Annotated in this window: 18 protein-coding genes; 8 read left to right on the top strand and 10 right to left on the bottom strand. The window is 71.7% G+C overall.

From position 1 onward, the window contains the following. Positions 1-60 precede the first annotated feature (60 nt). Positions 61-1,203, bottom strand: coding sequence for a transcription termination factor Rho (gene rho / locus OG202_RS04685; protein ID WP_326585032.1), 1,143 nt, complete (start codon positions 1,201-1,203; stop codon positions 61-63). Between the two features lie 383 nt (positions 1,204-1,586). On the opposite strand from rho, the gene OG202_RS04680 reads away from it, so the two are divergent. Next, positions 1,587-3,446, top strand: coding sequence for a sulfatase (locus OG202_RS04680; RefSeq protein WP_328222304.1), 1,860 nt, complete (start codon positions 1,587-1,589; stop codon positions 3,444-3,446). A gap of 72 nt (positions 3,447-3,518) precedes the next feature. Here the strand turns inward: OG202_RS04680 and OG202_RS04675 are convergent, their stop codons facing one another. Next, positions 3,519-5,105: an alpha-amylase family glycosyl hydrolase gene (locus OG202_RS04675; RefSeq protein ID WP_328222303.1), complete on the bottom strand. Its 1,587-nt coding sequence runs from the start codon at positions 5,103-5,105 to the stop codon at positions 3,519-3,521. Positions 5,106-5,169: 64 nt separating this feature from the next. On the opposite strand from OG202_RS04675, the gene OG202_RS04670 reads away from it, so the two are divergent. The 4 genes from OG202_RS04670 to OG202_RS04660 all read left to right on the top strand — a co-directional run bounded on the left by OG202_RS04670 (position 5,170) and on the right by OG202_RS04660 (position 10,377). Continuing rightward, positions 5,170-6,120, top strand: coding sequence for a class I SAM-dependent methyltransferase (locus tag OG202_RS04670; RefSeq protein WP_328222302.1), 951 nt, complete (start codon positions 5,170-5,172; stop codon positions 6,118-6,120). Between the two features lie 521 nt (positions 6,121-6,641). Then, positions 6,642-7,079 (top strand): DUF6153 family protein, encoded by a 438-nt coding sequence (locus OG202_RS46415; protein WP_405959676.1) that lies wholly within the window; start codon positions 6,642-6,644, stop codon positions 7,077-7,079. A gap of 794 nt (positions 7,080-7,873) precedes the next feature. Beyond that, the gene (locus OG202_RS04665) at positions 7,874-9,076 is read left to right on the top strand and encodes a PLP-dependent cysteine synthase family protein (protein WP_326585037.1); all 1,203 of its coding nucleotides are present in this window, start codon (positions 7,874-7,876) and stop codon (positions 9,074-9,076) included. Next, a complete protein-coding gene (locus OG202_RS04660) occupies positions 9,073-10,377 on the top strand; it encodes an MFS transporter (RefSeq protein WP_326585038.1) in 1,305 nt (434 codons plus the stop codon). Before OG202_RS04665 ends, OG202_RS04660 begins: the two co-directional genes overlap by 4 nt. Positions 10,378-10,928: 551 nt before the next feature. Here OG202_RS04660 and OG202_RS04655 read toward each other — a convergent pair. From OG202_RS04655 to OG202_RS04620, 8 genes are all read right to left on the bottom strand, one after another. Continuing rightward, positions 10,929-12,089, bottom strand: a complete 1,161-nt coding sequence (locus tag OG202_RS04655) for a serine hydrolase domain-containing protein (protein WP_328222301.1) — start codon at positions 12,087-12,089, stop codon at positions 10,929-10,931. A 102-nt stretch (positions 12,090-12,191) separates the two neighbouring features. Beyond that, positions 12,192-12,611: a nuclear transport factor 2 family protein gene (locus OG202_RS04650; RefSeq protein WP_327731231.1), complete on the bottom strand. Its 420-nt coding sequence runs from the start codon at positions 12,609-12,611 to the stop codon at positions 12,192-12,194. A gap of 14 nt (positions 12,612-12,625) precedes the next feature. Then, positions 12,626-13,594 carry an acetylxylan esterase gene (locus OG202_RS04645; RefSeq protein WP_327731232.1) on the bottom strand — a complete coding sequence of 323 codons (969 nt, stop codon included), beginning with the start codon at positions 13,592-13,594 and terminating at the stop codon, positions 12,626-12,628. A 101-nt stretch (positions 13,595-13,695) separates the two neighbouring features. After that, complete coding sequence (locus OG202_RS04640) at positions 13,696-15,294, bottom strand: solute symporter family protein (protein WP_327731233.1); 1,599 nt, start codon at positions 15,292-15,294, stop codon at positions 13,696-13,698. Beyond that, on the bottom strand, positions 15,288-15,713 hold the full coding sequence (locus OG202_RS04635; RefSeq protein ID WP_327731234.1) for a DUF485 domain-containing protein: 426 nt from the start codon (positions 15,711-15,713) through the stop codon (positions 15,288-15,290). The genes OG202_RS04640 and OG202_RS04635 overlap by 7 nt, the downstream gene beginning before the upstream one ends. Before the next feature lie 139 nt (positions 15,714-15,852). Next, a complete protein-coding gene (locus tag OG202_RS04630; RefSeq protein ID WP_327731235.1) occupies positions 15,853-16,437 on the bottom strand; it encodes an Rv1733c family protein in 585 nt (194 codons plus the stop codon). A gap of 158 nt (positions 16,438-16,595) precedes the next feature. Continuing rightward, a complete protein-coding gene (locus OG202_RS04625; protein ID WP_327732350.1) occupies positions 16,596-17,315 on the bottom strand; it encodes a ferredoxin reductase in 720 nt (239 codons plus the stop codon). A gap of 121 nt (positions 17,316-17,436) precedes the next feature. Then, the gene (locus OG202_RS04620; protein WP_326585045.1) at positions 17,437-18,042 is read right to left on the bottom strand and encodes a sulfite oxidase-like oxidoreductase; all 606 of its coding nucleotides are present in this window, start codon (positions 18,040-18,042) and stop codon (positions 17,437-17,439) included. Positions 18,043-18,268: 226 nt separating this feature from the next. On the opposite strand from OG202_RS04620, the gene OG202_RS04615 reads away from it, so the two are divergent. From OG202_RS04615 to OG202_RS04605, 3 genes are all read left to right on the top strand, one after another. After that, the gene (locus OG202_RS04615; RefSeq protein WP_328222300.1) at positions 18,269-19,015 is read left to right on the top strand and encodes a GNAT family N-acetyltransferase; all 747 of its coding nucleotides are present in this window, start codon (positions 18,269-18,271) and stop codon (positions 19,013-19,015) included. A gap of 706 nt (positions 19,016-19,721) precedes the next feature. Then, positions 19,722-20,498 carry a putative protein N(5)-glutamine methyltransferase gene (locus OG202_RS04610; RefSeq protein WP_327731237.1) on the top strand — a complete coding sequence of 259 codons (777 nt, stop codon included), beginning with the start codon at positions 19,722-19,724 and terminating at the stop codon, positions 20,496-20,498. Positions 20,499-20,642: 144 nt separating this feature from the next. Beyond that, positions 20,643-22,658, top strand: a complete 2,016-nt coding sequence (locus tag OG202_RS04605; protein ID WP_327731238.1) for an NADPH-dependent 2,4-dienoyl-CoA reductase — start codon at positions 20,643-20,645, stop codon at positions 22,656-22,658. Positions 22,659-22,665: the final 7 nt, after the last annotated feature.

Here is a 22,665-nt window from a genome sequence, read left to right as displayed (position 1 = left end):
CGTGCCGTGGAGCGGGGTGCCAGGGCCGAGCGCGCGGATCGAGCACCCGGATGCCTCATGTCATGCCGCCGGGAGCGTGGGATGCACCTGCCGCAGGAAGGTCGCGTTGTCAGGGGTGGCGCGCATCCGCTCCAGGAGCGTTTCGAGGTTCGCCTGCCCCTCGCGCGACCGCAGGGCCCGCCGCAGCCCGCGCACGGCCGTCAACTCGCCCGGCGTGAGAAGGAGTTCCTCGCGGCGGGTGCCGGACGGGGTGATGTCGACGGCGGGGAAGACACGCCGGTCGGAGAGGGCGCGGTCCAGGCGGAGCTCCATGTTGCCGGTGCCCTTGAGCTCTTCGAAGAAGAAGTCGTCGGCGCGGGACCCGGTCTCCACCAGGGCGGTGGCCAGGATGGTGAGGGAGCCGGCCTCCTCGGTCAGCCGGGCGGCGCCGAAGAGCCGCTTGGGGCCGTGCAGCGCGGCGGCGTCGACACCACCGCTGAGGGTGCGGCCACCGGAGGCGGCCGCGTTGTTGTGGGCCCGGCACAGCCGGGTCAGGGAGTCCAGCAGGATCACGACGTCCTCGCCCTGCTCGACGAGCCGCTTGGCGCGCTCCACGACGAGTTCGGCGAGCGCGATGTGCTGCTTGGGGGACTGGTCGAACGTGGAGGCGTACACCTCGCCCCGCACGGAGCGCCGCATGTCGGTCACCTCCTCGGGCCGCTCGTCGACCAGCACCACCATCAGGTGGGCCTCGGGGTGGTTGGCGGCGATCGCGGCGGCCACCTGCTGGAGCAGCACCGTCTTGCCGGTCTTGGGCGGGGCCACGATCAGCCCGCGCTGCCCCTTGCCGACGGGTGCCACGAGGTCGACCAGACGGCCCGTCAGACCGCTCGCCGGGTGTTCGAGCCGCAGTCGCTCGCGCGGGTGCAGCGGGGTGAGGTCGTGGAAGTGCGGGCGGCCGCGCAGCTCTTGGGGCGTACGCCCGTTGATCCGCTCGACCTCGGTGAGGGCGCGCCGGCCGTCGCGTACGCCCTCGACGGTGTCGCCCTTGCGCAGCCCGTACCGGCGGATCAGCGCGGCGGGGACCTGCGGGTCGGACGGGGTGGGCAGGCCGCGCTCGGCGCGCAGGTGTCCCTGCCCGCCCTGCGCGATCTCCAGGACGCCGGTGACCCGGGCCGGAGGCTGCCGATCGGTGGAGGTGCGTTCGAGTGTGGTGGTGGTCATGGGTGGTGGTCCTTTCGAGGACGTCAGGGAAGGGGAAAACGCATGCGCAAGGGGGAGAGGAGGGCACACACCCGGGGTACGACGGAGCCGTGCACGGCAGCGCGGAAGAGGGCGGGCCGAAAGGTGGCGGGTGGTGCGGGGAAGCCGACGGCCTGTCGCGAATCGACGGGCGGTTCGGCGAGAGGGATCTGACGATCCGAGAGAGTGGCACCGGAGCCCGAGAGTGGGCGATACACACGTGCCAAGGCGAGTGTACCACCACCGGTGGCCGGTCGTTGGGGAGTTCCTTACCGATGGCTTACCCGTGGTCTTTGAACTGATGCCGTCGGCCCCTCGTACAGAGGGGGGCACCACCAGCGGTCTTCGCACGGAAGGAACGTCGCGTGTCGCTCTTCACGCGCTCCAGCCCATCACCGGACACGGACGAGACGGACGAGGCGAGCGAGTCGTCGGCGGAGGACCCGTCGCCGGCGGAGGACCCGTCGCCGGCGGAGGACCCGTCGGTGTCGGACACCCCCGTCGAGGACACGCCGGCCAGGACCGGTGAGCCCGTCCGCCGATGGCGGAGATACCGGACGGCGTTCCGGACGAAGTACCCGGTCGCCGCACGCGTTCTGTCCTGGAGCGTCACCGCGCTGGCCGCCGCCCTGGTGTTCTTCGCACTGCTGATGCCGGGCAAGGCCGAGTTCTTCGAGGCGCGTCAGTTCCTGCGGATACCGGTGGAGCCGATCCTCGCCGCCGCCCTGCTGATGGTGCTGCCGCGCCGCCCGAGGCTGGCCGCGGCGGTCGTCATCGGGGTGGGGCTGGCCGCGCTGGTGGTCGTGAAGGCGTTGGACATCGGCTTCAACCAATTCCTCGGCCGTGGCTTCAACGTGGTCCTCGACTGGGGCCTGCTGGACGACGCCGAATCGTACGTCCAGGACACGTTCGGCTCCACGGGCGCGCTGGCCGCCGTCATCGGTCTCGTGGCCCTCGTGCTGCTGCTGTTCGTCGTCATGTCCCTGGCGGTGGTGCGGCTTGTGAACCTCCTGGTCCGTGACCGGGACCGGGCGACCAAGGGTACGATCGTCGCCGGAACCGTGTGGATCACCTGCGCGGCGCTCGGCCTGACGCCGATCCAGAACACCGCGGTCGCCTCCAGGAACACCATCGGTTTCGTGCAGGACCGCTGGGGCCGGGTCCAGGAGACCCTCCGGGACGAGGCCGCGTTCGCCAAGGAGGCCAAGAAGGACAAGTTCGCCGATGTGCCCGCCGACCGGCTGCTGACCGGGCTGCGCGGCAAGGACATGATGATCACCTTCATCGAGAGCTACGGCCGCGCCGCCCTGGAGGACCCGGCCATCGCGCCCGGGGTGAACGCGGCCCTCGACGAGGAGGGCGAGGCGCTGGGCAAGGCCGGGTTCGCGGCGAGGAGTGGCTGGCTGACCTCGGCGACGTACGGCGGCAGCAGCTGGCTCGGCCACTCCACGTTCCTGACCGGCCTGTGGATCGACAACCAGAGCCGCTACCGCACCGTCACCGCCGGGGAACGCCTCACCCTGCCCGGCGCCTTCGGCAAGACGGGCGCCTGGCGGACCGTCGGCATCGTGCCCGGGGTGCAGAAGAACTGGCCGGAGGGCGACTTCTACGGCCTCGACAAGGTCTACGACTCCCGTGATCTCGGCTACCAGGGGCCGAAGTTCAGCTGGTCGACCATGCCCGACCAGTACGCCCTCACCGCGTTCGAGCGTCTGGAGGCCGCCAAGAAGGGCGACAAACCGCTGATGTCGGAGATCATCCTGACCTCCAGCCACCAGCCGTGGGCGCCGCTGCCGACGATGGTCGGCTGGGACGAGGTCGGCGACGGCTCGGTCTACCAGGACATCGAGAAGGCGGGCAAGGACCCGGCCGACGTGTTCACCGACCCGGTCAAGGTGAAGGAGGAGTACGGCAAGTCCGTCCAGTACTCGCTGCACAGTCTTCTGCAGTACGTGGAGAAGTACGGCGACGAGAACACGGTGCTGGTCTTCCTCGGCGACCACCAGCCCATGGCGAGCGTCAGCGGCAACGGCGCGGACCACGACGTACCGGTCACCATCGTCGCCCACGACCCCGAGGTCCTCGACAGGATCGACGACTGGGGCTGGTCCGACGGACTGCGGCCCGGCGACGACGCCCCGGTCTGGCGCATGGACTCCTTCCGCGACCGCTTCCTCACGGCGTACGGCGAAGAGCCGAACGTGGCCGCCTCGCCCGCGCCGTAGAAGTCCGCGTAGGCGTCCGCACGGTACACGGGGGATGCCCGGAGCGGGGCTCCGGGCATCCGGCCCCGACGGCTAACCGCCGAGCTCGAAGATCCCGTATCCGAAACCCCGCGCGGTGATCGTGCCGTCCACGAGGGCCACGCCCTGCCCCTCCAGAGCGCTCCGCACGGCGGGAGTGTACGGGTGGCAGGCCTCGTGCCGCTGCGGGTTGATCACCACCAGGTACCGCCCGCCCCGCACGTACACGAACGGATATCCGGCGTGCAGGACCTCCACCGAACCGCCGGAGCCCAGCTCGGGTGTGCGCCTGCGCAGGGAGATGAGGCGGTGTACGAGGTGGAGGAGCGCGGTGTCGTCGGCGCGCTGGGCGGCGACGGTCGGGCGGTCGGGGGAGGGGTCGACGGGGAGATAGAGGCGGTCGGTGGGGGCGGTGGAGAAACCCGCGTTCGCGGTGTCGTCCCACTGCATCGGGGTGCGGGAGCCCGCGCGGTTGTAGCGGGGGCCGAGGACGCTGCCCTCCTTGTCGGGCAGTCCCGGGACGTAGCGCATACCGATCTCGTCGCCGTAGTAGATCGCCGGGAGCGTCGGCCAGGTCAGCTGGAAGGCGAAGGCGGCGGGGAGCTGATCGGCCGTGCGGGGGCCGCAGTTGAGGCGGGAGAAGTCGTGGTTGGCGGTGGGCAGGGAGATGGCGCCCGTATCGGCGACGGCGGCGGACGCCTGCTGCCAGGCCTCGACGAAGGGCCGCGGTGAGCCCCGGCCGCTCGCGTCGAAGAAGCAGTCGAGGGGGTCCCAGTTCTCGTGGACCGTGCCCTCGCCGTTGCTCCACAGCGAGCGCAGGGCGAGGCCGTCGGCGGGGCCGCCGAAGTGGAGGAAGAAGTCGGCGTGGAAGCCGGCCGGGATGGACACCTCCGGCTCGCCCCATTCCGCGAGCAGCACGGCGTCCGGGTGGGCGGCGTCCAGCCAGTGCCGCAGTTCCGTCCAGACGCGGGTGGTCTCGGTCTTGTCCGGGTCGTCCTTGACGAGCGACGCGGCCATGTCGACGCGGAAGCCGGAGATGCCCAGGCCCAGCCAGTGGTCCATGACCGTGCGCAGGGCGTGGCGGTTGGCACGCGGGCCGTCGGCGTCGACGGGCAGTCGCCAGGGTTCGGCCGGATTCTCGCGTGCGTAGCCGAAGTTGAGGGCGGGCTGGGAGTCGAAGAAGTTCGGGAGATACGCGCCCGGGCGGGTGCCGGGGGACGCCACGAAGCCGTCGGGCCGGCCCTCCGTCGTCCAGATGTAGCGGTGGTCGTCCGGGTCGTTCGCGGAGGCCCGGAACCAGGGGTGGTCGATGGACGTGTGGCCGGCGACGAGGTCCAGCAGGATCCGGATGCCCCGGCGGCCCGCCTCGTCGACGAGCCCCGCGAGGTCGTCGTTCGAGCCGTAGCGCGGGGCGACGTTCAGATAGTCGGCGACGTCGTACCCGGCGTCCCGGAACGGGGAGACGAAGCAGGGGTTCAGCCAGACGGTGTCGACGCCCAGCCAGGACAGATGGTCGAGGTGGTCGGTGATTCCGGCGAAGTCCCCGATGCCGTCTCCGTCGGAGTCGGCGAAGGACTGCGGATAGATCTGGTAGAAGACGGCGTCGGCCAGCCAGGTCGGGGCAGGACGGAACGAAGTCATGCCCTGGACCATAGGCGAGGGTCCGCGCCCGCCGCTGCCCCGAGCCAAGGCCTAAGCTGACGTGATGTTCACCCCGCAAGGCCCCAGCCTCCGCGAACTCGCCGTCCAGGCGCTCTCGTCCGTCGAACACGGCTACGACCTGCTCGCGCCGAAGTTCGACCAGACGCCGTTCCGTACGCCCGACTCCGTCCTGGAAGCGGTCGAGGCGGCCCTGTCGTCGATGGGCCCGTTCGAGCACGGCCTCGACCTCTGCTGCGGCACCGGAGCCGGGATGGAGGTGCTGCGCGAGGTGTGCCGCGAGAGCGTCACCGGCGTCGACATCAGCGCGGGAATGCTGGCGGTGGGGAGGGAACGGGTGGGCTCCGGCACCACCCGCTCCGCAGACCCGGTGGCCGCATCCGTCGGCCCCGAAGCCCTGAGCCCGGCCACACCTGGCGCCGGTGGCCCCGGTTCTGCCGCCCCTGGCTCCGAGGGTCTGGTGTCGGCCACGTCTGGCTCCGAGGGCCCGGGTCTGGCCCCGTCTGACTCCGAGGGTCCGGCTCCGGTCACCCCTGGCTCCGGTGGCCCGGGGCGGGCCACCACCCGCTCCGGCGGCCCCCGCGTCTCCTGGGTGCGCGGTGACGCCCTGGCGCTCCCCTTCGCCCCCGTCTTCGACCTGGCCGTCAGCTTCGGCGCGTTCGGGCACTTCCTGCCGGAGGAACTGCCGGGCCTGTTCGCCGAGGCGCACTCCGTGCTGCGGCCGGGCGGACGCTTCGCGTTCCCGCTGCCGGCGCCCGCCCCGCCGAACTCCCCCTGGTACTGGGCGGCCCTGGGCTTCGACGCGGCGATGCGCGTGCGCAACGCGGTCTGGCGGCCGCCGTTCGTCATGTACTACCGGCCGTTCCGGCTCGGCGTCGTACGGCGTGAGCTGGAACACGCCGGGTTCGAGGTGGAACTGTTCGCGCTGCCCGAGTTCGGGCGGCGGCCCGACGGCAGCCCACGCTGCCGGATGGTCGTGGCCACCCGCAAGGGGTGACCGGGTGGTGTGGTCGCCGGGGCCCGGCAGGGTTGCCCGGCCCGGCGGAGCGGGTCAACGGGCGGCGACCACCGCCGACTTGACCGGCGAGGTGACCGCGTCCGGGTCGGACAGGGCCTTGGACATCGCGTCCATCTTCTCCGCGTCGGCCTGCTACAGCTCCTTGGCGGTGATCGGCGGTGATCGGCGGTGATCGGCGGGCAGCAGGGCACCACGGCCCCGACGTCAGGGACCGGCAGCTCCACAGGCTCTGACTTCGACATGCGCCTGTGTCGACGCTCCCGGAGGAGCGGACTGCGGTCCGGTCGCACCGTTCCCCCGTTCTTCGAGGCAGTCGTGCAGAGCGGATCAGGGCGTTTGCGAACGCTGAAGTCCCCGGCGGTTCGGGGCGGTTGGTCCCGCCCGGTGCCCCTGAAGCTGTCATGTGGCTGGGTTCAGGCGATGTTCTTCCGAGGTGGCGCGCCGGGGCGCGGTGATCAGGTTAGGATCACGACGTGATTACGGACTGGTCTCCCTCTCGCATGCCGAGGAGCCGCTCATCAGCGGCTCTGTCGCGTGTGCTTGGGCTGGGCCTGTTCCTCTTCGGCCTGCTGTATACGCATGCCGTCAGCCCGGACGCGACGATGAGTCACCTCACCTCCGCCAAGAGCGTCGTGGCGTCGGGCGGGCATTTCGAGCCAACTGTCGGACCCGTGAACGTTGCGAGTGCCACGTGGGTGCAGTCGGCGGGGAAGCCGGAGGGCCGCCACGACGGCCACGGACAGCCGCACGCAGGTGAGACCTGTGCGGTCGGGCAGCCCTCCCAGGGGCCCGCTGTGGCTGTGCCCTGTCTGTCTCGGCTGAGTTCTGAGAGCGGAGACGAGGCGCCCGGCTCCGGACCCGCCCGGCACTTGGCAGAGGGACGGGACTTCGCGGCCCCGAGAACGCGCGCGGCGGACTCCGCGATTCTTCGCATCTAGGTCGGCGCTTTCCCGACCGGTCGACCCTTCCCGGGACTTCTGGACTCGGCCCAAGGCCGCGTCATGCCTTCCCCGGTGACCGGTTCCACGGCGTCCGACCTCCTGCGCACAGCGCCTCACAGCGCCTCACCGCGCCCCACAGCGCCCCACAGCGTGGCGCGGGGAAGGTCGACCGCTCTCTTTTCCCCGACCCCCACCGATCCCTGCCCTGACCGGGAGAGTTCCCGCACGGGCAGGGACCGCCGCGCGGAGGACCTGTGCCGCCCACCCCTGCCCTTTCCCTTGCCCCTCTCTCCTTCGTACGTCCCCCGTGGAGGAGCCGGCTCGTCCGCAGCACGGCGTACGCCCTGCTGTTCGTGCTGCTGACGTGCCTCGGCGATCAGCGCCATGCGCCGGAGTCGCCGGCTCGTTCGGCCGCTGCGGCGACTGAAATCCCGCTGTCTGCGGAGGCTTCGGACGTCGAGAAGCTGGATGCCTCCGAGTATCCCGACCGTTGCCACGGCCTTCGCCTCGGGCAGGCAGCCTTCCCGCTGTCGTCCCCACGGATTCCACCGCCCGCCGTCGCCGTGCTGTCGCTGACGGATGCCACAGCAACTCCCGTGCGTCACCACCCCGGCGCCGCTCGAAGACCGCTTCCCAGCGGCGGCAGATCCGCTCTCACTGCCATCTGCCGGTGGCGCATATAGGAGCCCCACCGCGGTCGGCCCTGGTTGCCCCGCCCACGTGGCGCGCCTCGACCGTCTCGCGGGACGAGCATCCGCACGCATCCCTATCGATATGAGAGCGAAGACGAAATGCACTCCATGACCAAGAGTGACCTCACTCCTGCCGGCTCCGCCCTACGGGGGCTTGTCGGCAACACCCCGCTCCTCCACGTCTCCCAGCCCTTCACCGAGCCGGACCGCGGCTTCTGGGCGAAGCTGGAAGGCTTCAACCCCGGGGGCATCAAAGACCGTCCGGGCCTGCACATGGTCGAGCGCGCCCGCGCCCGCGGCGAACTCCAGGCGGGTGCCAGGATCATCGAGTCGACCAGCGGCACCCTCGGACTGGGGCTCGCCCTGGCCGGGATGGTCTTCGGGCACCCCGTCACGCTGGTGACCGACCCGGGTCTGGAGATGTCCATGACCCGGCTGCTGACCGCCTACGGGGCTCAGGTCAATCTCGTCTCCGAACCGCACCCCACCGGGGGCTGGCAGCAGGCCCGCCGCGACCGGGTCGCTCAGCTGATGCGGCAGCATCCCGGTTCGTGGTGCCCTGATCAGTACAACAACCCCGACAACACCACCGCGTACACCCCGCTCGCCCTCGAACTGGCCACCGAGCTCGGCCACATCGACGTGCTGGTGTGCAGCGTGGGAACGGGCGGACACTCCGCCGGAGTCTCCCGCGTACTCCAGCAGCTCTACCCGGACCTCAAGCTGGTCGGCGTCGACACCATCGGGTCGACGATCTTCGGCCAGCCCGCCCGTCCCCGCCTGATGCGGGGACTGGGCTCCAGCATCTACCCGCGCAATGTCGCCTACGACAACTTCAGCGAGGTGCACTGGGTCGCCCCGGCGGAGGCGGTGTGGACCTGCCGTCAGCTGGCCGCTTCCCACTATGCCACCGGCGGCTGGAGCGTCGGCGCGGTGGCGATGGTCGCCGGATGGCTGGCCCGCACTCTGCCCGCCGACACCCGGATCGCGGCGATCTTCCCCGACGGCCCGCAGCGGTACCTCGGCACGGTCTTCGACGACGACTACTGCGCGGCTCACGGACTGCTCGACGCCCAGCCCGCGCCCGAACCCGAGGTGATCGGCCGCCTGGACGAGAAGGAGGTCACCCGCTGGACGCGATGCGAGAACGTCATCGACCCGCTCACGCCGGCCGACTCCGCGCCGCGGTCCGACGTGGCCGGTCCGCTCGACACGTACGACGCGGACGCCGGGGCGTCCGCGGACGGCGACGTCGCCGAACGGCTTGACGGCAGCGATGTACTCGCGGAGGGGAACAGGTGAGGACGACCATCGCCCAGGTTCGTTCCTACGAACGCAGCGTCCAGTTGTTGATGGTGAACCAGTTCACCATCAACCTGGGGTTCTACATGTTGATGCCCTACCTGGCCGCGCATCTGGCAGGCCCCGTGGGGCTGGCGGGCTGGCTGGTCGGGCTGATCCTCGGCGTACGCAACTTCAGCCAGCAGGGCATGTTCCTGCTCGGCGGAACGCTGGCCGACCGGCTCGGGTACAAGCCCATGATCATAGCCGGGCTGATGCTGCGCATCATCGGCTTCGCGACCCTCGGGCTGGTGGAGTCCGTACCCGCCCTACTGGCCGCTTCGGCGGCGACGGGACTGGCCGGCGCGCTGTTCAACCCGGCCGTCCGGGCCTATCTGGCGGCGGACGCGGGCGAGCGGCGGGTCGAGGCGTTCGCGCTGTTCAACATCTTCTACCAGGCCGGGATCCTGCTCGGCCCGCTGGTGGGCATGCTGCTGACCGGCGTGAGTTTCCGCGTCACGTGCCTTGCCGCGGCGGGGATCTTCGCGCTGTTGAGCGTCGTTCAGCTCAGGGCCCTGCCCGACCGCCGGGGCGACGACGCCGAGAACGGCAAGCGAGGTCAGGGAGAGAGCGTGCTGACGCAGTGGCGCGGCATCTTCGCCAACCGGCCGTTCCTGCTGTTCTCCATGGCCATGATCGGCTCGTACGTCATGTCCTTCCAGGTCTACCTCGCGCTGCCGCTCGAAGTGCGGCGGCTGGGCGGGGAAGGGACCTTCGGAACGGCCGCGGTGGCGGTGCTCTTCGCGGTGTCGGGGTTGAGCACGATCCTCGGCCAGACGAAGGTGACCGCCTGGTGCAAGGCCCGTATGGAACCGGGCCGCGCACTGACCTGGGGGCTGCTGACGATGGGGCTGGCGTTCGTCCCGCTGTTGTCGGCCACCGCGGTCCCGGTACCGGACGGCGGCGTGGGGCTGTGGATGCTCGCGGCCGTGCCGCCGGCACTGTCCGCGCTGCTCCTCGCGATGGGGACGATGATCGCTTACCCCTTCGAGATGGACACCATCGTCCGGCTCTCCGGCAACCGCCTCGTCGCCACCCACTACGGTCTGTACAACACCATCTGTGGCGTCGGCATCACCCTCGGAAACCTGCTGACGGGTGCGGCGCTCGACGCCGCACGGGCCGCGGGGATGTCCGCGCTGCCGTGGGTGGCTCTGTTGGTAGTTGGTCTGGCGTGCGCGGCCGCCCTCCACGGGCTGCACCGCACGGGCCGCCTGGCACCACCGGTGCGCGAGGCGCGGCCGGAACCGGCGAACGCATAACACGACGTCGTGTACTGGAGGGGGCGGACGAGTTGACGTCCGTCCCCTCCGGTGGGCCACGCACACGCCCACGCCGATGGCCGGGCGTGTGCACCCACGGACTTCAGCACGGGCCGGGCGTTGGGGCGTGGCTTGTCGTAGGCAGAGTCCGCGGTGCCGTCAGCGGGCCGGTGACCGCGCCGACGATCGCCTCCTGTGCCTCGCGCACCTTGAACGTGTGCCCCTCCCGCGTACCGACGCCACGTACCGGCTGTCCGGCCGCTTGGCGCGGAGTCTCCCGCCCGGGCCGCGCCGCCCGAGTCACCGCTGCCCCGGGCCCTCGCCCATGACCGAGCCCGACCTCACCACCGCCCGGATCGCACACGCCCACGGCATCGCCGTACGCCTCCACCCTGGCCCCGCCCGCCCGCCGACCGCGCACGCACCATCCGCTCGGTGGCCCGGGCCCGGGCTCTCACCGGCCCGAGCCACGTCACGCGGCGCTTCGAGGAGGTCTACGGAGGGGCACCGCAAGGAGTGGCGCAGGGCGCCTCGGCCAAGCCTCGGGTGGGTCACAGCGCGCTGTACAGGGCCTCGACGAGCGCCATCTTGCGCGGGTCGTCGGCGATGTGCGGGCCCATGCGGTTCATGACGTAGCCGAGGGAGACGTCGGCCTCCGGGTCGGCGAGGCCGCTGGATCCGCCGTAGCCGTCGTGGCCGAAGGCCCTGGGGTTCGGCCCGTACGAGCCGTGCGGGCCGCTCAGCCACAGTCCGAGCCCGATCTCCGTGTCCCGGCCGAACCCGGCGCCGAGCACCAGGTCACGGCAGGCGCCCTGGCCCTCGCGGACCCGCTCGGCCGCCTCCGGCGACAGCACCCGCCGCCCGCCCCAGGTACCGCCCAGCGCGAGGATCCCGTACAACGCGGCGACCGCCCGCGCGGTGCCGTGGCCGTTGGCGGCCGGGACCTCGGCGGCCCGCCACTCGGGGGTGTTGGCCTCGGCGGCGCCGACGAGCGGGTTGGCGAGCGCGGCCAGCGCGGTGGGCGTCAACTGGGCGAAGACAGCGGCCTGTTCACTGGTCGTAGCGGCCGGCGGATGGACCAGTTCGGCCGCCCTCGACGCCTCTGTGTCCGGCAGGCCGATCGTGAAGTCGATGCCGAGCGGCCCGGTGACCTCCCGCGCCAGGAACGCGCCCGGCAGCAGCCCCGACACCCGCCGGACCACCTCGCCGACGAGGAAACCGAACGTCATCGCGTGGTACCCCGACTGCGTGCCCGGCTCCCACCAGGGCTCCTGCGCCGCGAGCCGTTTGACGGTCAGCTCCCAGTCGCAGAGCTGCTCGAACGAGAGCGGCTCACGCGGCCCGGCGAGCCCCGACCGGTGCGACAGCAGATGCCGTACGAGGACCCGCTCCTTGCCGGCCGCCGCGAACTCCGGCCAGTACGCGGCCACCGGGGCGTCCAGGTCGAGCAGCCCCCGGTCGGCGAGGATGTGCGCGCACAGCGCGGTCGGGCCCTTGCTCGTCGACCACATGTTGACCACGGTGTCCCGCTCCCAGGGGCGGGTCCGCGCCGCGTCGGCCCAGCCGCCCCACAGGTCCACCACGGTCTCCCCGCGCAGCGTCACCGTGACCGCCGCGCCCAGCTCGTCACGCTCGCCGAAGTTCTCCTCGAAGGCGCTCCGCACGGCCTTGAACCGACCCTCGCAGTGACCCCGCACCTGAGACTGAGACATCAACCCTCCGTCGTCCACCGCCGTTCGCCGGGGCGCGGCCGCCCGGCCCCCCGAACATACCGACTGGTCGGACAGGAGGGAACCCGTGCGGCGGCCCCGCGCCTACCGGCGAGGGGCCCGAGGCAGGAACATCGGCCGGGCGGGCTCCGTGCGGACCGGGACCAGGTGCCAGTAGTCCCGGGTCTCCACGGCCAGTCCGGCCGCGTCGAACCGGACGAAGACACAGCCCGCGAGTGTCTGCGGCTCCTCGTCGACCTCGGACAGCACCCGGAACTCGGCGACGGCCAGACCGTCCTGGCCGATCACCGGCTCCGAGAACCGCACGTCGTCGACCCGCTCGTCGGCGAACGACCAGCGCAGGTACTCGGCGAGTTCGTCGCGGCCCCGGTGCGGCTCCCGGAAGGGCATCGAGCGGTGCACGCAGTCCTTCGCGTACAGCTCCAGGATCGCGTCGACGTCATGGGCGGCCCACGCCCACCGCCACACCTCCACGAACCGCTGTGCGGCCTCGGCCGTGTCCATCCCGTCGGGTCCTCTCAGAGCCGCGAGGCCAGCCAGCGCAGCTTGACCGCCTCCTGGAAGGGGCCGCCGCCCTCGTGGTCGTTGAAGTCGTAGACCTCGATGCGCTTGTTGGCCTCGGCCCAGGCGTTGTAGGCGGCGAAGACCGTGGACGGCGGGCAGGTCTGGTCTTCCAGAGCCGCCGAGAACAGGGCGGCGGCCCGGCCGCGCGCGGCGAAGTGCACGGCGTCGAAGTAGGCGAGGGTGCGCCCGACCTGCTCGGTGCGGCCGCGGTGGGTCTTGAGGTACTTGCCGATCTCGCGGTAGGGGTCGCGGTCGGTGATGGTGGTGGAGCGCGGGAAGTCGCACAGGAACGGCACGTCGGGCGCGACCGCGACCAGGTCGGGGACGAGGCCGCCGACCGCGATGGAGATGCCGCCGCCCTGGCTGGAGCCGACGACCGCCGTGCGCGCGGCGTCGGTCAGCGGGTGCGAGCGGGCGGCCTCCACCGCGCGTACGGCGTCGGTGTAGACCCGGCGGTAGTAGTAGTTCTCGGGGGCGTCGATGCCCCGGGTCATGAAGCCGGGGAAGGCGGGGGCGCCGGCCACCGGGTCGGGGGTGTCGCCGCCTCCGCCCCAGGCGCTGCCCTGGCCACGGGTGTCCATGACGAAGTGGGCGTAGCCCGCCGAGGCCCACAGCAGATAGGTGTGGGGCAGACCGCGTCCGCCGCCGTAGCCGATGAACTCCACGACGGTGGGCAGCGGTTCGGTGGCGCCTGCCGGGAGGACCAGCCAGCCCTTGACCGGGTGTCCGCCGAACCCGGAGTAGGTGACGTCGTACACCTGGACCGTCTTCAGGTGGGTCTCGACCGGCTCGAACCTGGCGTCGAGGTCGTGCTCGCGGGCCTCCTGGAGCGTCTTCGCCCAGAAGGCGTCGAAGTCCTCGGGCTCCGTCGAAGCGCTTCGATAACCACGGAGCTCGTCCAACGGCAGGTCGAACAGGGCCATGAAGGACCACCTTTTGAGTTCTGAGGTGCGGATGATCACACCGTACGTGGGGCGTCGCGGGCCCGCCAAGAGGCTTTTCCCGGCCCGCGACGCCCCACGGCTCACCCTTGGTCGGCCCCGACCAGGGCCCGGACCTCGAAGTCCTCGTACACGCTCTCCTCCTGCCGGGGACCGAGACGGGAGCCGAGCCAGCCCAGCAGGAAGCCCGCGGGGATCGAGACGATGCCCGGGTTCTGCAGAGGGAACCACGCGAAGTCGGCGTCCGGATAGACCGAGCCGGGGGTGGAGGAGACGACCGGTGAGAACAGCACGAGCAGGACCGAGATGACCAGTCCGCCGTAGAGGCTGAGCAGGGCGCCTCGGCCTGTGAACCCCCGCCAGAACAGGCTGTAGACGATGGTCGGCAGGATCGCGGACGCGGCGATCGCGAAGGCCAGGAACGCCAGGGTGGCGGTGTTGGTGCCCCAGGCGAGGAGGGCGAACATCATGCTGAGCACGCCCAGGATCACCGCGGCGATCCGGGCGACGCCCAGCTCCTGCGTCTCCTTGGCCCTGCCCTTGCGGATGACCTCGCCGTAGAGGTCGTGGGCGACGGACGAGGCCGCGGCGAGCATGAGACCGGCGGCGACGGCGAGCAGGGTGACGAAGGCCAGGGCCGAGACGATCGCCGTGAGGACCTCGCCGCCGAGTTCGTTGGCGAGCAGCAGGACGGCCGCGTCGCCCTTGTGGTCGATGTCCGAGATGGTCTCCCGGCCCACGACGGCCGTGGCGCCGAGACCCAGCACGCCGGCCATCAGACACACGAACCCGACCAGGCCCACGGCCCACACCACCGAGGCCCGCAGCACCCGGGTCCGGCGCGGCGCGAGCAGCCGCGTCATCACGTGGGGGAGCGCGGCCAGCCCGAGCACGATGGCCAGTTGCAGACTGAAGAAGTCGATCTTGCTGATGGGGCCCGCCCCGTAGCGCAGACCCGGTTGCAGGTACTCGCTGCCCAGTCCGCTGCCCGCGGTCGCGGACGCCAGCAGTTCGTCGATGTTCCAGTCGAAGCGGTTCAACACCAGCACGGCGACCACCGTGACACCCGCGACGAGCATCACGGCCTTGACCACCTGGATGAACGTCGCGCCGGGCATGCCGCCGATGGCCGCGTAGATGGTCACGATGGTGCCGATGATGATCACGGTCATCGTGCGGGTGGTCGGGCCGGGTTCGCCGACGAACTGCGTCATCAGCGCGATGCTGCCGACCAGTTGGGCCACCAGATAGAGGGTGCACACGGAGAGTGTGCAGATGGAGAGCGCCAGCCGGACCGGCCGCTGTTGCAGCGGGAGCCGTCGGGCCAGGGCATCGCCGAGCGTGAACTTCCCCGCGTTGCGCAGGGGTTCGGCGATGAGCAGCAGCACCATCATCCAGGCGACGACCGTGCCGCCGAGGTAGAGCAGACCGTCGTATCCGGTGAGGGCGACGAGGCCGGTGCTGCCGAGCAGCGTCGCGGCCGAGAGGTAGTCACCGCACATGGCGAGGCCGTTGCGCAGCGGCGACATGTCGCGGTTGCCGAGGTAGAACTCGCTGATCTCGTCCCGCTGGGGTGCCGTCAGCAACGCGGTGAACAGGGTGATCACGACGACGGACAGGAACAGCACGAACGTCAGCCGCAGGCCGAACGCGTCGGCCACACTCGCGGAGAAGGTCACCATGCGCGGAACCGCCGTCCGGCCGGAACCCGACGCTGCTCGGTCTCACGGTCCTCCAGCTGGGACCGGAGCCGGCGGACGACCGGATCGATGTTCCGGCGCATGTGCCGTACGTACAGGAACGCGGTCACACCCATGACGGCGAACTGCGCCAGACCGAGGGTCAGCCCCAGCGTCAGATGTCCGAACAATCGCTGGTTCATTACTCCTGGTACGAAACTCGACAGGAGGACGTACGACAGGAATCCACCGACGGACAACGTGGTCGCCCCTACCCCGAATCTGCGATATGCGGCGCTTATTGAACGAAATTCAGGGTGTGCGTGTATGGGCTGTCGACTTGTCCGTGTGAGGGGATACGGGACGGAACTGTCGTACGGTGCCGTGGAGTTGGACACAATGCACCCTCTTCGCTGCCTCATGCCTGTGGGGGAGAAAGCGGAGTATGGCAGCAAGGCAATTGAAGTATCAACTGCGTTGGCGGGATGAATTTTGTGGATGTTCTGGGGTTGTTCGACAGGTGGTGCACGGCCTTTAGCTGAGCAATGTTCTTGTTTACTGTCATGCCCAGCGATGTCCCCAGTCGGGTCCTGTCCGCGCCCACTCCTGTTCCCATTCGGCCAGTCGATGCCGGGTGGCGACCCTGCGGACCACGAAGTGCCCGAGCAGCACGATGCCGACGACTCCGCCGGTGGCGCAGGTCCCCATGGCCAGCGCGTGCTGCCAGACGGCCGTGTCGGTCGGCGGTGGCTGGACGCTGCGGCCCTCCTCGTCCAGCCAGACGTCGGCGCGGTCGCCGCGCTCGGTGCCCGCCGGCACGCGGGCCTCACCGGTACGGGAGCCGCCGTCGGGCTCGGTCCAGCGGGCCCGCACCCAGTAGGTGGGCTGCTTGTCGCCGTGCGCCGAGGGCACGGAGGCCGGGGCCTTCTCGGCGACCACGGCACTGACCCGGTCGAGCGCGGCCCGCTCGGCCACGGCGTGCGCCTGTGCGTCCCCATGGGCCCACCGGCCCACCGCGAACCCGGCGGCCGGGGCGACGAGGACGAGCAGCAGAACGACGCACAGCACCGTCCACGCCTCGACGACGTCCGAGCGTCGGCGCAGCGAATTGGAGCGCCAACGCCACCCGAACACCTGGCCTCGCATCTCGCCCTCCCTCACCGGCACGGCCCTCGTGTACGAGAACCCCGGTTAGGACTGGTCCGCACTTCCGGTGTACCCGAAAGAGGACGCGATGGCATGGTTTGCGCCAGAAATCATGGAAGTCCGGACCGGCGGCACGGTGAGGTGTCCGGGCCGGAGGGTCAGCCGAACCGCTCGATGCGGATACGGTCCACCGGCTGCCCGGCCGTGACCAGCAGCCGTGAGGCGTGCTCGGCGAACGCGTTGGAGCCGCACACATAGGCCTCCCACCCACCGGGCGGCCGCTCGGCCAGCAGCGGCGCCACCTGCGCCGCCGACAGCCGCCCCACCGGCACGCCCTCGGGCGCCCGCCGCGTGAACACGGCCGTGGTCTCCGCGCCGTACTCCGCCGCGTAGATCAGCTCCTCGGGCCCGCGCGCGGACACCAGCAACCGCAGGGGTACGTCGAGCCCGCGCGACCGGTGGTGGCGGAGCATCGCCATCAGCGGTACGACACCGGAACCGGCGCCGATCAGCAACGCGGGCCGGTCCCCGGGCCAGGCGAAGAAACCGCTGAGCGGACCGCGCACCTCGACCTCGTCGCCGGGCCGGGCCTCGGTGTGGAACCACCCGGAGACCTCGCCGCCCTCGACATGGTCCAGAGTCAGCTCGATGTGCCCGGCGTCGTCCGGCGGGGACGCCAGCGAGTAGTGGCGCTGCGCCGTGTAGCCGTCCCCGGCGGTCAGCCGCAGCATCAGATGCTGCCCCGGCAGATGCCCCGCCCACCCGGGCACCGCGAACCGGAACGTGGCCACGGCCGGTGTCTCCCGCCGGATCTCCGTCAGCGTCGCCGTCTGCCAGAGCGCCGCCGCCCGGTCGCTCACCGCGATACGGCCGGGCACGGCGAACCGCGTGGGCGGCGTGAAGGCGAGTTCGGTCCGTGCCGGCCCGGGCTGTGCCGGCTCGGTCTGTGCCGGCTCGGATCCTGCCGGCACGGTCTGTGCCGTCTCAGTCGCTGTCGTCTCAGTCACCGGAGTACCGCTGCTCCTCCCACGGGTTGCCCCGCGCGTGGTAGCCGTTCTGCTCCCAGAAGCCGGGCTCGTCGTGGTCGAGGAGCCGTAGGCCCGCGATCCACTTGGCGCTCTTCCAGAAGTACAGATGCGGCACCAGCAGCCGCGCCGGACCGCCGTGCTCGGCGGGCAGTGGCCGGCCGCCGTACTCCCAGGCGATCCAGGCGCGCCCGCCGGTGAGGTCGGCGAGCGGGAGGTTCGTGGTGTAGCCGCTGTGCGAGTACGCCACCGCGTGGGTGGCGGACGCGTCGGGCCGGACCACGTCCAGGAACGCGTCCAGCGATACGCCCCCGAACCGCACCCCGAACTTCGACCAGCTCGTCACACAGTGGATGTCGCCCTCGTACACCGACGCGGGCAGCCCGTGCGCCTCGTCCCAGTCCCACGAGCGCGGCTCGGCGACCAGACCGTCGATCCGGAACGTCCAGTCGGCGGGCGCGAGGTCGGGGGTGACCTCGGCCGACAGGACGGGCCAGTCGTCGCCGGCGTCGTACTGGCCGGGCGGCAGTCCGGGAAGGTGGACGCGGGGGCGTCCGGTGAAGCCTCGGGTGACGTTCATGGTGTCCCACGTGACGGCGGTGATTGCTGAGCCGTCCAACCGTACGTGTCCGGGGAGGGTGCTCCGGCCCCGGGGCGGGCGGCGATCATTGCGGCCGCGTGAACTCTCCGCAGGCCCGGGAATAGAGGCCCGGCGATCTCCCTTGCCGCCTTCAGCCGGTGCCGACGGACCTGGCGGACCCGGCGGCCGACGACCGGAACGACCGCGCAGCAGAGTGGGAGAGCGCATGACCGAGTACGCGAGTGGCGGCAAGGGCGCGGGCACCGTGCCGCACGTCCTGGACAACCCCGCCCGCGCCTCCCTCACCGGGCCGCACGCCCACTTCGCGGAGCGGCGCGGCCGGGTGCTGCGCTACCCGCTCGACGTCTCGCCGTGGCTGGGCCTCCCCGACGACCTCGAGGCGGACGACTGGGCGGATTTGGCGGCGCTGGCCGGCCCCGGCGCCGAGGTGCCGGTCCCGGCCTACAGCAGGGGCTTCCCGGCCGGCTGGGAGGTGACCTTCGACCTGGCGGGCGTGCAACTCGTCGACGACGGGGTCGCCGCCGCCCCGGACGACGAGGCCGTCCGCCTCGGCCCCGCCGACGTGCCCGAGATGCTCGACCTGGTCGAGCGCACCCAGCCCGGCCCCTTCCTGCCCAGCACCGTCGAACTCGGCACCTACCTCGGCATCCGCCGGGGCGGAGCCCTCATCGCCATGGCCGGCGAGCGGCTCCACCCGCCCGGCTGGACCGAGATCAGCGCGGTCTGCACCGACCCGGCCTTCCGCGGCGCCGGGCTCGCCACCCGCCTCATCCGTGCCGTCGCCCACGGCATCCGCGAACGCGGTGAAACCCCCTTCCTCCACACCGCCGCGACCAACACGAGCGCCATCCGCCTCTACGAATCCCTCGGCTTCCGCCTGCGCCGCACCACCCGCTTCATGGCGGCCCGCGTGCCGGTGGTCGAGGCGGGGGAGGAGCGGGTGGGGGTGTAGCGGACGCGCGGCGGGCAGCGTGCCCGAGTACCGGAGCCGCGCCCAGAGCGTCGGCCGGGCGCGGGGAGCCGCGCCGAGACCGCCGACGCGGCGGTGTGGTGGGGAGGTGCGACGGGTGGGCCGGTCGTGTGGCTGGAGGGTGTGTCGGGGTGCCGGGTCGTGCGCCTCGGAACCGAGCCCGGAGCGACGGCCGGGTGTGCGACGCGGTGCCGTGCCGAGACCGCCGACGCGGCGGTGTGGTGGGGAGGTGCGACGGGTGGCTGGCCGTGCGGCGGGGAGGCGGCCGTGCGGCCGGGAGGCGGGCCGGGTTGGCCGGTCGTGTGACGAGAAGGCGGCCCTGGGTGGCCGGCGTGTGGTGGTGGAGTGTGCCGGGAGGGCCCGCCGTGCGCCTCGGAGCCGCGCCGGGAGCCTCGGCCCTGCGCATCGCACCTCGGCCTGCGCGTCGCGGCCCGGCCCTGCGCGTCGCAGGTCGCCGGAAGCATCGGAAACGAGCGCTCGAAGCGCGCCCCGGCGGAGGCGCTCGCGTCCTTGAAGGCGGGCCGTGACCATGGGGTAGGGTTGCCGGGCCAGTCAGCTCGTCGACCGAGGAGGTGGGACCCATTACCGCTGTGTCAGGTCGGGTGCTCTCACCTCAACGCGGCGCGGTGCATCGCCGATAGGCCACCGCGGGAGCGCCCTTCGGCCCACCGAAAGGCTCTCGGCTGTCATGCCACTTCTCTCCACCACCTCTGTCGTCACGGCACTTCGCGCCGCCGGTTGCGTCTTCGCCGAGGACGAGGCGGAGTTGATCCTCACCACCGCACGCACCCCCGACGAGGCCGCCGCCATGGTCGCTCGGCGCGTCGCGGGCCTGCCCCTCGAACTCGTCCTCGGCTGGGCCGAGTTCGCGGGCCTGCGCATCACCGTGGAACCCGGCGTGTTCGTCCCCCGCCGCCGCACCGAGTTCCTCGTCGAACAGGCCCTCGCCACCGTTCCCGGCGCCTCGGTCGTCGTCGACCTGTGCTGTGGCTCCGGCGCGGTGGGCGCCGCCCTGGCCGCCTCGCTCGAAGCGGCCGAACTCCACGCCGCCGACATCGACCCGGCGGCGGTCCGCTGCGCCCGCCGCAACATCGCCCCCCGCGGCGGTCACGCCCACGAGGGTGACCTCTTCGAGGCGCTGCCCGCCCGCCTGCGGGGCCACATCGACATCCTCGCGGCGAACGTGCCGTACGTCCCCAGCGGCGAGGTCCCGCTCCTGCCGAGCGAGGCCCGCGACCACGAACCGCTCGTCGCCCTCGACGGCGGCACGGACGGCCTCGACGTCCTGCGCAGAGTCGTCGCCGAGGCCCCCGGATGGCTCGCCCCGGGCGGCCATCTGTTCGTCGAGACGAGCGAACGCCAGACACCGCTCGCCCTCGACGCCCTCCGCCGCTCCGGCCTCACCGCCCGCGTGGCCGTCTCGGAGGAGATGTACGCCCACGTGGTGACGGGCACCAGACCCTGAGGCATCCCGCACCTCCGGGCGACCCCTGTCACGGGACTCGCCGCGCCCCGATGTGGCCTTGCCCTCAGCCGTTGTGCAACTAGTTGCACAAAGAGCGCGGCGTCGTCTACAACGGTGGGGACGACGCCACGCACGGAGGGCCCCATGAGCCGTTACCCGCACCTGCTGAGCCCGCTCGACCTGGGCTTCACCACACTCCCCAACCGCGTGCTCATGGGCTCCATGCACGTGGGCCTGGAGGAGGCCGAGCGCGGCTTCGAGCGCATGGCGGAGTTCTACGCGGCCCGGGCGCGCGGGGGAGTCGGCCTCATCGTCACCGGCGGCATCGCGCCCAACGAGGCCGGACGCCCGTACGAGGGCGGGGCCAAGCTCACCACCGACGCCGAGGCCGAGCAGCACCGGCAGATCACCGACGCCGTACACCGCGAGGGCGGCCGGATCGCGATGCAGATCCTGCACTTCGGGCGGTACGCCTACCACCGCGACCTGGTCGCGCCGAGCGCCCTCCAGGCCCCGATCAGCCCGTTCGTCCCGCACGCGCTCACCGACGCCGAGGTCGAGCAGACGATCGACGACTACGCGAACGCGGCCCGCCTCGCCCGGCGGGCCGGGTACGACGGCGTCGAGATCATGGGCTCCGAGGGCTATCTGATCAACGAGTTCATCGCCGCCGGCACCAACCACCGCGGCGACCGCTGGGGCGGCTCGTACGAGAATCGGACGCGCTTCCCCGTGGAGATCGTGCGCCGGGTGCGCGAGGCGGTCGGTGAGGACTTCATCGTCGTCTACCGGCTGTCGATGCTCGACCTCGTGCCCGGCGGCTCCAGCTTCGACGAGGTGGTCACCCTGGCGAAGGCCGTCGAGGCGGCCGGGGCGACCATCATCAACACCGGCATCGGCTGGCACGAGGCCCGTATCCCCACCATCGCGACCTCGGTGCCGCGCGGCGCGTACACCTGGGTGACCAAGAAGCTCATGGGCGCGGTCTCGGTGCCGCTCGTCACGACCAACCGCATCAACACCCCCGAGCTGGCCGAGGAGTTGCTCGCCGACGGCCATGCCGACATGGTGTCCATGGCCCGCCCGATGCTCGCCGACCCGGACTTCGTCAACAAGGCCCGTGAGGGCTGCTCCGACGCCATCAACACCTGCATCGGCTGCAACCAGGCCTGCCTCGACCACACCTTCAGCGGCAAGATCACCTCCTGCCTGGTCAACCCGCGCGCGTGCCACGAGACGGAACTCGTCCTCTCCCCGACCCGGCGGCGCTTGCGCGTCGCGGTCGTCGGCGCGGGGCCGGCCGGCCTCGCCTGCGCCGTGAGCGCGGCCGAACGCGGCCACGAGGTCACGCTGTTCGACGCGGCGAGTGAGATCGGCGGCCAGCTGAACGTGGCCCGCAAGGTCCCCGGCAAGCAGGAGTTCGACGAGACCCTGCGCTACTTCCGCACCCAGCTCGACGCGCACGGCGTCGACGTCCGCCTGGACACGCGCGTCGCGTCCGACGACCTCGCGGCGTACGACGAGGTCGTCGTCGCCACCGGCGTCACCCCGCGCACCCCCGAACTCCCCGGCGTCGACCACCCCAAGGTCCTCGGCTACCTGGACGTCCTGCGCGACGGCGCGGCCGTGGGCGACCGCGTCGCGATCCTCGGCGCGGGCGGCATCGGCTTCGACGTGGCCGAATTCCTGACCGACGGCGGGGAGAAGGCGAGCGAGGACCCGGCGGCGTACTTCCGGCAGTGGGGCGTCGACATGGACTACCGCGCTCCCGGCGGCCTCGCCGCCCCCGAGCGTCCGGCCCCGCCGCGCTCGGTCCACCTCCTCCAGCGCAAGACCTCCAAGGTCGGCGCCGGACTCGGCAAGACCACCGGCTGGATCCACCGCACCGAGCTCAAGCACCGCGGCGTCACCATGGTCCCCGGCGTCCAGTACGACCTGATCGACGACGCCGGACTGCACGTCACCGTCGACGGCGTCCGCCAGGTCCTGGAGGTCGACACGGTCGTCCTCTGCACGGGGCAGGACCCGCGCCGCGACCTGTACGACGACCTGGTCGCAGCCGGGCGCTCCGCGCACCTCATCGGTGGCGCCGACGTGGCGGCCGAACTGGACGCCAAGCGGGCGATCAAGCAGGGGACGGAGGTGGCGGCGGCGCTGTAGAAGGCCT

Origin of the sequence: Streptomyces sp. NBC_00310 (genome assembly GCF_036208085.1) — a bacterium.
Classification (GTDB): domain Bacteria; phylum Actinomycetota; class Actinomycetes; order Streptomycetales; family Streptomycetaceae; genus Streptomyces.
This window is presented reverse-complemented; position numbering and strand designations above follow the sequence as displayed.

What these genes read in the sequence shown, in the direction of transcription:
- rho (WP_326585032.1), bottom strand. Translation starts at nt 1,203, where the DNA reads ATGACCACCACCACACTCGAACGCACCTCCACCGATCGGCAGCCTCCG.
- OG202_RS04675 (WP_328222303.1), bottom strand. Translation starts at nt 5,105, where the DNA reads ATGACTTCGTTCCGTCCTGCCCCGACCTGGCTGGCCGACGCCGTCTTC.
- OG202_RS04670 (WP_328222302.1), top strand. Translation starts at nt 5,170, where the DNA reads ATGTTCACCCCGCAAGGCCCCAGCCTCCGCGAACTCGCCGTCCAGGCG.
- OG202_RS46415 (WP_405959676.1), top strand. Translation starts at nt 6,642, where the DNA reads ATGCCGAGGAGCCGCTCATCAGCGGCTCTGTCGCGTGTGCTTGGGCTG.
- OG202_RS04665 (WP_326585037.1), top strand. Translation starts at nt 7,874, where the DNA reads ATGCACTCCATGACCAAGAGTGACCTCACTCCTGCCGGCTCCGCCCTA.
- OG202_RS04655 (WP_328222301.1), bottom strand. Translation starts at nt 12,089, where the DNA reads ATGTCTCAGTCTCAGGTGCGGGGTCACTGCGAGGGTCGGTTCAAGGCC.
- OG202_RS04650 (WP_327731231.1), bottom strand. Translation starts at nt 12,611, where the DNA reads ATGGACACGGCCGAGGCCGCACAGCGGTTCGTGGAGGTGTGGCGGTGG.
- OG202_RS04645 (WP_327731232.1), bottom strand. Translation starts at nt 13,594, where the DNA reads ATGGCCCTGTTCGACCTGCCGTTGGACGAGCTCCGTGGTTATCGAAGC.
- OG202_RS04640 (WP_327731233.1), bottom strand. Translation starts at nt 15,294, where the DNA reads ATGGTGACCTTCTCCGCGAGTGTGGCCGACGCGTTCGGCCTGCGGCTG.
- OG202_RS04635 (WP_327731234.1), bottom strand. Translation starts at nt 15,713, where the DNA reads ATGAGGCAGCGAAGAGGGTGCATTGTGTCCAACTCCACGGCACCGTAC.
- OG202_RS04630 (WP_327731235.1), bottom strand. Translation starts at nt 16,437, where the DNA reads ATGCGAGGCCAGGTGTTCGGGTGGCGTTGGCGCTCCAATTCGCTGCGC.
- OG202_RS04620 (WP_326585045.1), bottom strand. Translation starts at nt 18,042, where the DNA reads ATGAACGTCACCCGAGGCTTCACCGGACGCCCCCGCGTCCACCTTCCC.
- OG202_RS04615 (WP_328222300.1), top strand. Translation starts at nt 18,269, where the DNA reads ATGACCGAGTACGCGAGTGGCGGCAAGGGCGCGGGCACCGTGCCGCAC.
- OG202_RS04610 (WP_327731237.1), top strand. Translation starts at nt 19,722, where the DNA reads ATGCCACTTCTCTCCACCACCTCTGTCGTCACGGCACTTCGCGCCGCC.
- OG202_RS04605 (WP_327731238.1), top strand. Translation starts at nt 20,643, where the DNA reads ATGAGCCGTTACCCGCACCTGCTGAGCCCGCTCGACCTGGGCTTCACC.